At 70.4% G+C, this 13,627-nt stretch carries 9 protein-coding genes; 3 read left to right on the top strand and 6 right to left on the bottom strand.

Annotation, left to right across the window (positions count from 1 at the left end):
- Positions 1 to 4: 4 nt before the first annotated feature.
- Positions 5 to 958 (top strand): enoyl-CoA hydratase/isomerase family protein, encoded by a 954-nt coding sequence (locus ABT137_RS03340; protein WP_351701627.1) that lies wholly within the window; start codon positions 5 to 7, stop codon positions 956 to 958.
- A gap of 57 nt (positions 959 to 1,015) precedes the next feature.
- On the opposite strand, the gene ABT137_RS03335 is transcribed toward ABT137_RS03340, so the two are convergent.
- The 6 genes from ABT137_RS03335 to ABT137_RS03310 all read right to left on the bottom strand — a co-directional run bounded on the left by ABT137_RS03335 (position 1,016) and on the right by ABT137_RS03310 (position 9,969).
- Positions 1,016 to 2,821 (bottom strand): RICIN domain-containing protein, encoded by a 1,806-nt coding sequence (locus ABT137_RS03335; protein ID WP_351701624.1) that lies wholly within the window; start codon positions 2,819 to 2,821, stop codon positions 1,016 to 1,018.
- 53 nt (positions 2,822 to 2,874) lie between these two features.
- Positions 2,875 to 5,034 carry a beta-galactosidase gene (locus ABT137_RS03330; protein WP_351701621.1) on the bottom strand — a complete coding sequence of 720 codons (2,160 nt, stop codon included), beginning with the start codon at positions 5,032 to 5,034 and terminating at the stop codon, positions 2,875 to 2,877.
- Positions 5,035 to 5,090: 56 nt separating this feature from the next.
- Complete coding sequence (locus ABT137_RS03325; RefSeq protein ID WP_351701619.1) at positions 5,091 to 6,056, bottom strand: carbohydrate ABC transporter permease; 966 nt, start codon at positions 6,054 to 6,056, stop codon at positions 5,091 to 5,093.
- Positions 6,053 to 6,991, bottom strand: a complete 939-nt coding sequence (locus ABT137_RS03320; protein WP_502984467.1) for a carbohydrate ABC transporter permease — start codon at positions 6,989 to 6,991, stop codon at positions 6,053 to 6,055. Before ABT137_RS03320 ends, ABT137_RS03325 begins: the two co-directional genes overlap by 4 nt.
- A gap of 88 nt (positions 6,992 to 7,079) precedes the next feature.
- Positions 7,080 to 8,471, bottom strand: a complete 1,392-nt coding sequence (locus ABT137_RS03315; protein ID WP_351701617.1) for an extracellular solute-binding protein — start codon at positions 8,469 to 8,471, stop codon at positions 7,080 to 7,082.
- 358 nt (positions 8,472 to 8,829) lie between these two features.
- Positions 8,830 to 9,969, bottom strand: a complete 1,140-nt coding sequence (locus tag ABT137_RS03310) for a LacI family DNA-binding transcriptional regulator (protein WP_351701615.1) — start codon at positions 9,967 to 9,969, stop codon at positions 8,830 to 8,832.
- A gap of 360 nt (positions 9,970 to 10,329) precedes the next feature.
- On the opposite strand from ABT137_RS03310, the gene araB reads away from it, so the two are divergent.
- Both araB and araA read left to right on the top strand, forming a co-directional pair.
- Positions 10,330 to 12,009 (top strand): ribulokinase, encoded by a 1,680-nt coding sequence (gene araB, locus ABT137_RS03305; protein WP_351702349.1) that lies wholly within the window; start codon positions 10,330 to 10,332, stop codon positions 12,007 to 12,009.
- A 56-nt stretch (positions 12,010 to 12,065) separates the two neighbouring features.
- Positions 12,066 to 13,583 carry an L-arabinose isomerase gene (araA, locus tag ABT137_RS03300; protein ID WP_351701613.1) on the top strand — a complete coding sequence of 506 codons (1,518 nt, stop codon included), beginning with the start codon at positions 12,066 to 12,068 and terminating at the stop codon, positions 13,581 to 13,583.
- Positions 13,584 to 13,627 lie beyond the last annotated feature (44 nt).

Raw genomic sequence — 13,627 nt, 5'->3', positions numbered from 1 at the left:
GACCGTGGAGTCGCCTTTCACCTGCGTCGACCTGGACCGCGCCCTGCCGTCACCGGCCGGGGCGGACCACGTGCGGGTCGCCGTCGCGACCCGACCAAGGGAGACGAGCGAGGAGTTCGACGTCCTGCTCACGGCCGCCCCCGATCCCCCGCGCCCGTGGGTGAGTTGTGCCGATCCGTACGCCACCGCACGGCTCCTGCACACCACCGTGACCCGCCATCCGGCGGCCAGCCTGAGCCTCGTGCAGGTACTCCGGATGGGCCGCGCGCTCTCCGGGTCCGACCGTCTCGTTCTCGAGTCCCTCGCCTACTCCACGCTCCAGGCGGGCCGGGACTTCCGCACCTGGCTGGCCTCGGCCCGCCCCCGCGCCTCGCGCCCCGCCGCCGAGCCCGTCCGGGTGCGCCGCGACGGTGCCCGCATGACCATCACCCTGGACCGCCCATGGGTCCGCAACGCCTTCGACGCGGCCACCCGGGACGCCCTGTGCGAGGCGCTGGAGGTCGCCGTGCTGGACCCGACGGTCACCCGCGTCGACCTGTACGGCAACGGGCCCGCCTTCTGCAGCGGCGGTGACCTCTCGGAGTTCGGCACGTCGCGCGACCCGGCCGAAGCGCACCGCGTACGCGTTCACCGCAGCCCCGCCGCACTGCTCCAGCGGTGCGGCCCCAAGGTGACAGCCCATGTTCACGGCCCCTGCGTCGGCGCGGGCATCGAACTGGCCGCCTTCGCGGGATCGGTCACGGCCGCCGCCGATACGACCTTTCAGCTTCCCGAGATCCGGATGGGACTGATCCCCGGCGCCGGCGGCACTGTCAGCCTTCCGGCCCGCATCGGCCGCGAACGAGCCGCGTACCTGGCCCTGTCGGGTGCCGCGACCGACGTGGAGACTGCACTGAGGTGGGGACTGGTCGACGTGAACCTCGCCACCGAGTCCGTCCATCCCCCGAAGGACCGGTGACGAGGTTCGTGCCGACTGTCCTTTCGCGTGTCCTCTCGCGTCGGCGGCGGCTACCGGCTACCGGACGAGTTCCCAGTCCTGGGAGCCGTCCGTGGTGGCCGTCTGCAGGGTGAGCTGCCCTCCTGCGGTTGCTCCGGTCAGGTACAGGCTCGTGTTCTTGACCGCCTGGAGCTTGTAGAGGCCGTCGCTGGTCTTGACGAGGTTCCAGCTGCCGGTGGAGCTGTTGTCGACCCACTGGCCGATCTTCTGCCCGGCCGTCGCGTTGCCGGTCCAGATCGCCGCCGCGCGGCCGCCCGACTTGTTGAGCAGTGTGGTTCCGCCGCCCGGCTCGGTCACCACGTGCCAGAACTGGGTGTCGGTGTTGGCCGCCGAGCCCGCGTCCTCCAGCCGGACGTCGGGCACGTCACCGTTGCCGAGGTTGGCGTCGTTGGTCTTGTTCCCGGTGCCTATGACCTGGTCGGTCTTGCGGTTGAACAGCTGGTAGTAGGTGCTGGCCGAGTTGCCGAGGTCCGTCTCGGCGTACGCGATCGTCGAGGTCCCCTGGTTGTTGAGGATCACGAGGCGGCCCGTGTCGTCGACGTACTGGAGGTTGCGGCTGTAGCCGGCCTTCGAGGTGGTCTGGTACTCCTTCCAGGTGCCGTCGCTGCGTCCGGTCTGGTTGACCCAGACGCTTGCGCTGCCTGCCGCGTTGTAGACCAGGCGGCCGCCGGGCAGCCGGATGAGCACCGGGCTGCCGCCGGTCGCCAGGGTGCGGGAACCGGTGTCGACCGGCAGGGAGTTGACGCCGGTTCCGGTGGCCGACCCCTTGAAGAACTCCAGCGGGTTGCTCGCGATCTGGTAGCGGGTGTTGGCGCCGCCGCCCCAGTACTCGTAGGTGATCATCCACTTGCCGTCGGTGGTGCGGGCCACGTTCGTCATGCCGGGCCGGCCGCCGCCGATCTCCGACTTGCCGCTTCCCATGTCCTGGGTCAGCCCGGCGATGTCGACGACCGGGTCGCTCCACTGCGCCGCCTGGCCGTCCCATGTCCTGTGCGCGAGGATCTGGCCCTGTGAGTCCGTGGCGGTGTCGTTGGCGGGGTCGAGGGTGGCGACGCCGGTGGTCGCGTCGAAGCCGGTGTAGTCGTTCTCGTCGGAGTAGTAGCAGACGAGCTTGCCCTTGTAGACCATCAGGTACGGCTCCCAGACCGGGTCCACCTGGTGGTTGGTGTTCGCCGAGGAGACGTTCTGGCCGACCGCGCCCGCGCTGCCGCCCTGCCAGCCGCCGGTGGCGACGACGTTCTCGATCTTCCAGGTGGCCCCGTTGTCCGTGCTGGAGTAGAGCGCGATCGCCACGTCCTTGCGGTCGCCGTCGTTGGTGGGCGTCCAGGTCGGGTCGGCCGCCTTGTGCTCCTTGTAGTAGTAGTCGTCGCCCGACACGACGCTCGCCAGCAGCAGGGTGCCCTGCTTCAGGTTGCCCACGTCCTGGGGCAGGACGTACAGGTACGGGTTGGTCCAGTTGCTGGTGTACTTGGCGTACTTGGCGTCGCTGGACAGATAGGCCGGTGCCTTCACCTCGGACAGCGACTGCCAGGTCGTACCGTCGTCGTCGCTCTTGTAGACGGGAAGCGTCTGCCCGTCGGCGCTGCCCGAGGCCGGGACCGTGGACTTCTCGAACGACGCGACCAGCCGGCCGTTCGGCAGTTCCGCCGACTTCGGGTAGACCGCGCAGTTCCCCCGGCCCTTGAGGCACGCCTCACTGCCGAGCTGGTAGATGGTCCCGCCCGTCGGGGCGTACGCCTGGGCGCCGCCGGACGCCGGGATCGCCAGCAGTGCGGCGGCCGCGACGGCGGCTCCCAGCAGTTTTCTCAGTCTCTTTCTCTGCACAGCCTCTCCTTTGAGGTGGGTGGTCCTCGGGGTGACACCGACGGGCCTTCGTCCTAGACCCTCGCTCCGTCGGAACTCGCGGCGACGAGCACCTTCACGTCCCAGGCGCCCAGTTCAAGCGCTGTGCCCGCGGGGACGGGAGTGCCGTCGAGAACATCGGTCAGCTCGACGGGAGCCGTAACCCGCGCGGGCTGCCAGCTCCAGTTGTGGATCACGTGCACCCTGCGGCCGTCCGAGGCCGTGCCCGTGGTGGCGGTGACGGACGCCGGAAGGTCCTGCCAACTGCTGCGCGCGGCGGGCGCCAGCCAGCCGGCGAGGGCCCGGGCGAGACCGCGCCCCGGAGCGGTGCCGACGCAGGTGATGTGCCCCTCGCCGTGGCGGCGGGTGGTGATCGCCGGCCACCTGCCGAAGTGGGGGTGGTCGTAATGGGCGAGTACCTCGGCGTCGTGCACGGTCAGGCCGTCCGCCCAGTGCGTGGCCGTCGCGTCCGGAGGGAGGTCGAGCGGGCCGCCGGGGGTGCCGGTGACGGTGATCCCGGCGGTCAGGTTGCTGAACTCGTCGTACGTCACGCCCGCCGCGTCGGCGAGACCGCCGGGGGCCGGCTCCAGCCGGGCCCGTGCCTCGTGGTCGGCGTAGGCCGTCCGCGGGCCGAGGACGAGATGGCCGCCGGCGTGGGCGTAGGCGGCCAGCCAGTCCACGGTGGTGTCGTGGACGAGGTACAGGGCGGGCACGACCAGGACCGGGTGGCGCCGGGCCGCTTCGGCGGGGGCCAGGCCCTCCCGGTCGCCGTCCGGGTCGTGGAGCTGCCGGGCGTGGACGATGCGGACCTGACGGCCGGCGTCGAAGGCACCTCGGTAGAACGGGTCGAAGATACGGTGGTAGGAGGCCGGGTCCGGGTCGCCGTCGGCGGTCGCCAGGGGCGGGTACTTCTGCATCAGCCACTTGCTCGGCGTCGAGTAGACCATCGTGATGTCGGCGTCCGGCTCCAGCCCCGCGACGAGCGGTCCTGCCTTCTCGAACTCCGCGCCCAGCCTGGCGATCTCGGCGTACGTCCGGCCCGGGCGGCCGCTGTGCGGGAGGACGCCGCCCCAGTAGGTCTCGGCGCCGAAGCGCAGGGTCTGCCACTGCCAGTACTCGATCATCCGGGCGCCGCGCGCCACATGGGCCCAGGCGGCCTGGCGCCACTGGCCGTCGAATCCGGGGCGGTTGTCCCAGGGGAAGCCGATGGAGTTCGCGTTGGTCTCGGTGACCAGGAACGGCTCCTGGCGTGAGGAGAACATCCAGTCCGCGGTCTGGTACATCGACCAGACTCCGGTGGTCTTCCAGATCTGCTGGTGCTCGTCGGGCGTGGGGTCGGGGAGCAGCAGGCCGTCCTGCATGTCGTAGTACGGGTTGCCGGACGCGATGTCGAGGCGGTCGGACAACTGGTCGTCCTCCACGCCGCCTCGCGTGTAGGAGATGCAGGTGGTGACGAACTGCTCCGGCCGGGCGTACTCGCGCACGATGTCGGCCTGCCAGCCGATGAACTCGGTGACCTGGCGGGCCTGGAACTCCCGCCAGGCGACATCGTATTGGGGCTGCTCGTTCCCGTCCGGGGTCCACAGGTCGGCCCAGGTGGACAGGCGGTGCGACCAGTAGACCAGGCCCCACTCGCGGTTGAGGGTCTCGACGTCCCGGTACTTCTGGCGCAGATGGTCGACGAACCGCTCGAACACGCCCCGGTTGTGCAGCAGGTGCAGCCCCGGCTCGTTGTCCACCTGCCATCCGATGACCGCGGGGTGGTCGTAGTACCGTTCGGCGATCTTCCGGATCACCCGCTCGGCGTGGAACCGGAACGCCGGGTGGGTGATGTCCACCTCCTGGCGGGCGCCCCACCCGATCCGCTCGCCCGTGCGCCGCTCGCCGGTGATCTCCGGGTACTGCCGGGCCAGCCACGGCGGCACGGCGTAGGTCGGCGTGCCGAGGATGACGGAGATGCCGCGTTCATGGGCGCCGTCGAGCACGGGTTGCAGCCAGTCGAGGTCGAACCGTCCGTTCTCCGGCTCCCAGGTCGACCAGACCGACTCTCCGACGCGGATCACGGTGAAGTGCGCGTCGGCCATCAGGTCGAGGTCGGTCTTGAGCTGGTCGTCGGGCTGCGTGCCGCCGTAGGCCGGCGTGTACTCGTGGTAGTAGGCAGCACCGAACAGGACACGGGCGGGCAGGACCGCCATGAAGGGACCTCCAAGAGGGGGGATGGGAGAAGGAGCAGGGGTGTGGTCGCCGGCGCTTACTGCTTGACTCCGCCGGCGGCCAGGCCGCTCTGCCAGTACCGCTGGAGCATCAGGAAGGCCACGACGAGGGGGATGACCGAGATCAGCGAACCGGTCACGACGAGCGCGAGCATGTCGCTGCTGGCGCCGGCCCCGCCGTTCTGGGCCTGGGCCGCCCAGGAGGAGAGCCCGACAGTGACGGGGTACAGCTTCGGGTCGTTGAGCATGATCAGCGGCAGGAAGTAGTTGTTCCAGGTCGCCACGAGCGTGAACAGGACGACCGTCACGAGACCCGGTGCCAGCAGCCGCAGGGCGATCCGGACGAAGATCCGCAGTTCTCCGGCGCCGTCGATCCGGGCGGCTTCCAGAAGGCTGTCGGGTACGGCGTCCTGGGCGTAGATGCGCATCAGGTAGAGGCCGAACGGGCTGACGAGCGAGGGCAGGACGATCGCCCAGGGGGTGTTGACCAGTCCCACCTTGGCGAAGAGCAGGTAGGTCGGGATCGCCAGTGCGGTGGTCGGGATCATGATGGCGCCCAGGACCAGGTTGAAGGCGGAACTGTTCCCCCGGAACCGGTACTTGGCGAAGCCGTATCCGGCCGCGGTGGCCAGCAGTGCGGCGCCGAGGGCGCTGCCGACCGAGTAGAGGACCGTGTTGAGCAGCCAGTGCAGGAAGACGCCGTCGTCGTAGGTCAGGGTCTGCCTGATGTTCGCCAGCAGTCGCGGGCTGTGCGAGAACCACAGGCCGAAGCTGTTGAACAGGTCCTGGGTGCTCTTGGTCGAGGCGACGGCGAGCCAGAACAGCGGCAGGAGGAAGTAGGCGAGTACGGCCAGCATGACGATCGTCAGCGGGGTGCTGCGGCGCCGGACCGGGGAGCGGCGCCCGCGCGGGACCCTGGCCGCCCGACGGGACGCGGTGGCCCCGGAGGCGGTCGTGGCCGGGGTCGCGGGGGCCCGGGTCGAGGACTGGGAGACGACCGTCACGGGGTCCTCCTGTGGTTCGCGGTGATCAGCACGGCGTAGGAGAAGACCACGATGACCAGGCCAAGGAGGAAGGAGACCGCGGCCGCGTAGTTCACCTGCTGTCCGGTGAAGGCGAGGGTGTAGGCGTAGAGGTTCGCGGTGTACGAGCTGTCGATCACGTCGGGGGCGATGGTCTGCAGCAGTTTCGGTTCGTTGAACAGCTGGAAGCTGCCGATCACCGAGAAGAGCAGGGTCAGCAGGAGCGCCGGGCGGAGCGCGGGCAGCTTGACCGACCATGCGATGCGCCAGGCGCCGGCGCCGTCCACGGCGGCTGCCTCGTACAGCTCACCCGGGATGGTCCGCAGCGCGGCATAGAGAATGATCATGTTGTAGCCGACGAACTCCCAGGTCACCACGTTCGCCAGGCTGCCCAGCATCCAGGTGTCGCTGAGGAAGTGCGGGACCGGCACGTCGAGTTCGCGGCCCAGTTGTGCGAAGGGGCCGAAGTCGGGGCCGTAGAGGTAGCCCCACATGAGGGTCGCGACGACGCTCGGTACCGCGTACGGGACGAAGATGCCGAGCCGGATGACCTTGGCGAGCCGCAGCAGGCCGCTGTCGAGCGCGAGCGCGAAGAGCAGCGCCAGCAGCAGCATCACGGGGACCTGGATCGCGAAGAACTCCGCGACCCGCAGCAGACCGTCCCTCAGGAGCGGGTCCTTCAGGGCGGTCACGTAGTTGTCCAGCCCGACGAACGTCGTCCCGCCGATGAGCCGTTCCTGGAACAGGCTGAGATAGGCGGCGTAGCCGAGCGGGGTCAGGAACAGCAGCACGAACAGCACCATGAACGGTGCGATGAACAACGGGCCTGCCGCACCGTGGCGCAGGCCACCGAGCCGGCGGCGCTTCGGCCCTGCTCGGCGCGGGTCCTCGGTGGAGGCCGCGGTCATGGCGGTCATCAACGGGCCTTTCTGGATGTGGGGAGGGCCGGCCGCGGGTCCCGGAGCGCGGGCGACGGGCGCCCTTCGGTCCGGAACCCGTCGGCGGTCAGGCGGACTTGACGGTGAAGCCCTGGCCCTTGGCGTAGGTGGTGAGCCGCTGCTGCCAGGCGTCGAGGGCGGCACCGCTGTCGGTCTTGTCGGCGAGGGACTTGCCGACGGTCTCGGTCCAGTCGGTGGCGGCCTGGTCGAGGAACGGCGGCCACTGGAAGTCGTCGCTGACCGTCTCGCTGATGTCGGCGAAGACCTGGTTCACCTTCTGGCCGCCGTAGAAGGTCGGCGTGGCGCCCGTGAAGGACGGGTCGGCGAGCAGGGCCTTGGTCGCGGGGAAGAACGACTGCTCGGTGGCGAACATCTTCGCGCTCGCGGGGTCGCTGTTGAGGAACTGGGCGAACTGCGCGGCGGCGACGGGATTCTTGGTCGAGCGGATGACCGCGCTGGTCGAGCCGCCCCAGTTCCCGGACACGGGGCTCGACGCGTCCCACTGCGGCAGCGGAGCGGCCCGCCACTTGCCCGCCGTGGCCTTGGCGGAACCGGAGAGGAACGCCGGGCCCCACGCGGCGGTGATCCAGGTGGCGTACTTGCCCTTGTTGAGCCCGGCGTACCAGCCGTCGGTGAAGTCCGGGTCGGTGCTGATGACGCCTTCCTTCGCGAGACCGCCCCAGTAGGTGCCGAGCTTCTTGGAGATCGCGTCGTTCACGTCGATGGTGATGTCGCTCTTGCCGGACAGGGCGTAGGGGTGGGCGCCCGCCTGCCACAGCAGGCCGTGCCAGGCGGCGGCCTCGTTCGCCGCGAGGTTGGTCAGGTAGACGTCCGGGTCGGCCTTGTGCAGCTTGCGCGCGGCGGCGGCGAACTCGTCCCAGGTCGTCGGCGGCTTGATGCCGTGCTTGTGGAAGATGTCCTGCCGGTACAGCATGCCGAGCGGGCCGGTGTCCTGCGGGATCGCCCAGATCTCGCCGCCGGAACCGCTGACCTGCGCCCAGGTCCAGTCCACGAACTTGGTCTTCAGGCCGGCGGCGCCGTAGGGGCTCAGGTCCAGCAGGCTGTCCGTGATGGTGAACGTGGGGATCGCCTGGTACTCCACCTGCGCCAGGTCCGGGGCGCCCTTGCCGGCCTTGATCGCCGTACGCAGCTTGGTGTAGTGGGCCACGCCCTGACCGGCGTTGACGACCTTGACCTTGATGGCCGGGTACTTCTGCTCGAAGAGGGCGACCTCCTTGTCGATGTTCGGGACCCAGGTCCAGAAGGTGAGCTCGGTCGGCGTCTTCATCGCCTTGTCGATGTCGGCCTGGGAGAGCGGCTTGGCGGAGCTGCCGCCGCTGCCGCCACTGCCGTTGCCGCCGCTGCAGGCGGACAGCGCGACGCTGAAGGTGGCCGCCCCCACGGCGGCGAGGAATCCGCGGCGGCTCGGGGAGGAGGACGTGACGAAGGATCTGGGCATGGTGAACTCCCGCCGGTAGGGCGAAGGTGAGGGCATGCCTGCGGCGGCATACCGGGCAAGGGAACGCGAGGAGGTGACGACCGGGACTTCGGGTGCGGTGCGTGGAAGGGCACGTCGTCATCGGCTGCTCCCGGCTCGCGGCGCGGATGGCGGACCACGAGGGGAGGGCGGTCGGAGCAGGCGCCGGTGCAGCGGCCCGCTCGGTGAGAAGGAGATGGTGCGGTGCCCGAGTCCCTGCGGGCGGCTGAGCCGGCATGGCGGGGAGGGGCAGACCGGGCAGCGGGCCGTGCGGCGGCTGCGTGTGCGTTACAGGTCCGGCCCGGAATCCGTGGTCGGGGCCGACCGGGGCTGAAGTCGATCAGGAACGGTCGGATGGACCTCCATTCGGCGGCGCGGCCTTCGCGCCACGACGGGGAGCCGTGGTCGAGCGCCGTGCTCCGCCCGGATTCGTACGGGACGGAGCAGGCGCGGACGACGCGCGAAGGACGAGCTCGACGGGCGGATCGTTTGCCGGGGGCAGGTCCTCGCCGGGCTTCTCGATGGCGTGGACGAGAAGTCTCAGCCCTTCCTGGGCCACGGCGTCGAACGGCTGACGCACGGTGGTCAGCGGCGGGGTCACGAACGCGGCCACCGGGATGTCGTCGAATCCGACGACGCTGACGTCGTCCGGCACGGTGCGGCCGGCCTCCGTCAGTGCACGCATGAGGCCGATGGCCATGTCGTCGTTGGCGGCGAACACCGCGGTCACGGCGGGGTCGGCGGCCAGTTCCCGGCCAGCCGCGTAGCCCGATGCCGCCGACCAGTCGCCCTCGACGACCGCCGGCTCGTCGCGGCCTCGTGCCTCCAGAGCCTCACGCCATCCCCGCAGGCGGTCACGGGCGGCATACCAGCGCTGCGGACCCGCGAGGTGGTGGACGGTCTCGTGTCCGAGGTCGAGGAGATGCTCGGTGGCCGCCCGTGCCAGCAGGTCGGCGCCGACGCCGGCGGCCACGGTGCCGGGGCCCGTCGTGGCCACGGGCGCGCCCAGGACCAGCACCGGTACGCGCACGTCGGTGGGGACCGCTCCCCCGTCGCCCTCCTCGTCGATCGGCTCGGAGATGACGATGCCGTCCACGCCCTGTTTGAGGAGCGAGTCGATGGCTCCGCCGACGCCCCCCGGATCGCCTTCCAGGGTGTTCACCACGCGGAGCGCGTAGCCGGTGTCCCGGGCGGCCCGCTCGACGCCGATGAGCAGTGACGCGGGTCCGTACAGTGCCGTCCCGAGCGTCACCACGCCGATGGAGCGGGTCCGGCCGGAGGCCAGCGCCCGGGCCGCGTGGTTCAGCCGGTAGCCGAGTTCGTCGGCCGCGTCGAGAACGCGCTTGCGCACCTCTGCGGAGACGTATGCCTCGTCGTTGAAGACCCGCGACACCGTCTTCTGCGACACGCCGGCCAGCCGGGCCACATCCACGCTCCGGGGCGCGCCGGAAACGCCGGCCCGTCCTGCTGATGGCGTCATGATGTCTCCCGATGGCCGCGTTCCGCGCCGGTTGCTCCGACGACCTGACTGCGCAGCCATGTCTACGCAGTCAGAAGATGTCCGTCAAGAGTGCGGAACATATTCGTAATATGACGTCCCCGGGTCCGGCACCAGTAACGGAAGCGCCCGGGGGCGCCGGATCGGCGAGACGAGAAACGTGCGCGAAACCCCTTGACGGCCGAAATATGACTGCGTAGACATGACTGCGCAGTCGGAGATGACTGCGCAGTCAGTCACCCTTGGTGCCGTACTGACCCTCAGCCCATTGCCCGGTGACGCGTCCCGGGGTTCCTCCCGCCGGCCAGTGACCGGCCCATCGAATGAAAGGGCGCCATCGTGGTGACCGTCGAACACAAGGACCGCCGACCCGCCGATCAGTTCGTCGTGGGTGTGGACTTCGGGACGCTCTCCGGGCGAGCTGTGGTGGTCCGGGTGAGCGACGGCGCGGAGCTGGCGGTCGCCGAGTACGCCTACCCGCACGCGGTCCTCGACCGGGAGCTGCCCGACGGCACCCCGCTGCCTCCCGACTGGGCTCTGCAAGTGCCGGGCGACTACGTCGACGTCCTGCGCCATGCGGTCCCCGAAGCTCTGGCCCGTTCCGGGGCGCGGCCCGAGCAGGTGATCGGCATCGGGACGGACTTCACCGCCTGCACGGTGCTGCCGGTACGCGCCGACGGCACCCCCCTGTGTGACCTGCCCGGGCTCGCCGGCCGCCCGCACGCCTACGTCAAGCTCTGGCGCCACCACGCCGCGCAGGGCCAGGCCGACCGCATCAACGCCCTGGCCGCGGAGCGCGCGGAACCCTGGCTGGAGCGGTACGGCGGCCGGATCTCCGCGGAGTGGGAGTTCGCCAAGGCCCTCCAGCTGCTGGAGGAGGACCCGGAGATCTACGACCTCACCGACCGCTGGATCGAAGCGGCGGACTGGATCGTGTGGCGGCTGTGCGGGACGTACGTCCGCAACGCCTGCACCGCCGGGTACAAGGGCCAGTTCCAGGACGGCGCCTACCCCTCGGCCGACTACCTCGCCGCCCTCAACCCCGCGTTCACCGACTTCGTGACCGACAAGCTGGACCAGCCGATCGCCCAGCTCGGCGCCCTGGCCGGACGGCTCACGGCGGAAGCGGCCGCATGGACCGGGCTGCCCGAGGGCATCGCGGTCTGTGTCGGCAACGTGGACGCCCATGTGACGGCGCCGGCCGCCACCGCGGTCGAGTCCGGCCGGATGGTGGCCATCATGGGCACGTCCACCTGCCATGTGATGAGCTCCGACCGGCAGGGCACGGTGCCGGGCATGTGCGGGGTCGTCGACGGCGGCATCCTGCCCGGTCTGTGGGGTTACGAGGCCGGTCAGAGCGGGGTCGGTGACATCTTCGCGTGGTTCCTGCGCACGGGGTTCCCCGTCGAGTACGCCGAGCGGGCCGAGCGCATGGGGCGCACCCCGCACGAGTACCTGACCGAACTCGCGGCGAAGCAGAAGGTGGGCGAGCACGGCCTGATCGCCCTGGACTGGCACAGCGGCAACCGGTCTGTTCTGGTCGACCACGACCTCAGCGGCGTCGTACTGGGTCTCACTCTGTCCACGCGCCCGGAGGACGTCTACCGCGCCCTGCTGGAGGCGACCGCCTTCGGCACCCGCACCATCGTCGAGGCCTTCGAATCGTCCGGGGTCCCGGTGCAGGAGCTGATCATCGCCGGCGGACTGACCAGGAACGCGCTGCTCATGCAGATCTACGCCGACGTCACCCGCCGCCCGCTCGGCGTCATCGACTCCGCGCAGGGTCCCGCCCTCGGCGCGGCCATGCACGCCGCGGTCGCGGCCGGCGCGTATCCCGACATCCGGGCCGCGGCACACGCGATGGGCAGCGCCCGTCCCGGCGTGTACCTGCCCGACCCGGACCGGGCCGCGGCCTACGACCGCCTCTACGCCGAATACCGGCTGCTGCACGACCACTTCGGCCGTGGCGCCAACGACGTCATGCACCGGCTGCGCCGCATCCGCACCGAAGCCTCCGCCTGAACGCGCGGCTCACTGCGGTTCGCGGCCCCCAGCACTCCCCTCTGAAAGGACACCTCATGGAGAGCGACCCCACATACCGGCTCCCTGGCGAGATCTGGTTCCTGACCGGCAGCCAGGGCCTGTACGGCGAAGAGACCCTGAACCAGGTCGCCCACCAGTCCCAGCGCATAGCGGAGCGGCTGGACACAAGCGCCGAGATCCCCCTGCGGATCGTGTGGAAGCCGGTCCTCACCGACTCCGACTCCATCCGCCGGCTCTGCCAGGAGGCTTCCACCACCGACACCTGCGTCGGTGTGATCCTCTGGATGCACACCTTCTCGCCGGCCAAGATGTGGATCGCCGGTCTCAGTGCCCTGGACCGGCCCGTGCTCCACCTGCACACCCAGTACAACCTGTCGCTCCCCTGGTCGAGCATCGACATGGAGTTCATGAACCTCAACCAGGCCGCCCACGGAGACCGCGAGTTCGCGCACATCGGGTCCCGCCTCGGGGTGAACCGCAAGATCGTGGCCGGCCACGCCAGCGACGCCCGCGTCCAGCGCCGCGTGGCCACCTGGTGCCGGGCCGCCGCCGGCCGCCACGCGTCGCGCACCCTCAGGCTGGCCCGCTTCGGCGACAACATGCGCGATGTCGCCGTGACCGAGGGCGACAAGGTCGAGGCCCAGCTGCGGTTCGGGTTCTCCGTGAACACCTACAGCGTGAACGATCTGGTCAAGGTCGTCGACGCCGTCGAGGAGAAGGCGGCCGCCGAGCTCGCCGCGAGCTACGTCGAGGAGTACGACGTCCGCCCCATACTGAGACCGGACGGCGTCCGCCACGAAGCGCTGCGGTACGCCGCGCGCCTGGAGCTCGGTCTGCGCACGTTCCTGGACGAGGGCGGGTTCACCGCCTTCACCACCAACTTCGAGGACCTCGGCGGCCTGCGCCAGCTGCCCGGCCTCGCCGTCCAGCGGCTGATGGCCGACGGCTACGGCTTCGGCGGCGAAGGCGACTGGAAGACCTCCGCCCTGCTGCGCACGATGAAGGTCATGGGCTCCGGACAGCCAGGCGGCACCAGCTTCATGGAGGACTACACCTACCACCTCGGGCCTGGCGAGCCGCGCATCCTCGGCGCCCACATGCTGGAGGTCTGCCCGTCCATCGCGGCCGACCGCCCCAGCTGCGAGATCCACCCGCTGTCGATCGGCGACCGCGAGGACCCCGTCCGCCTGGTCTTCGACGCCGCCCCCGGCCCCGCCGTGGTCGTCGGCCTCTCCGACGTGGGCGATCGCTTCCGGCTCACCGCGAACACCGTGGACGTGGTCGCCCCCGGCCAGCCGCTGCCCCAGCTCCCGGTGGCCAGGGCCGTGTGGAAGCCACGCCCGTCACTCGCCGAATCCGCCGAGAGCTGGCTGCTCGCCGGTGCCCCGCACCACACCGTGCTCAGCTCGGCCGTCGACATCGAGACACTCACCGACTTCGCCGCCATGACCGGCGTCGAGCTGCTCGTCATCGACGAGAACACGACCACCGGGCAGTTCGCCAAGGAGATCCGGTGGAACGCCGCCTACCACCGGCTCGACCAGCCGCTGTGAACACCCCGCCTCGGGCCGAACCGTCCCGTCACCACGGCAAGAAC

It is taken from the genome of Streptomyces sp. NPDC001980 (assembly GCF_040296885.1).
Lineage (GTDB): Bacteria > Actinomycetota > Actinomycetes > Streptomycetales > Streptomycetaceae > Streptomyces.
Note: the sequence above shows the minus strand (reverse complement) of the source record. Positions and strands in the feature narration are given on the sequence as shown.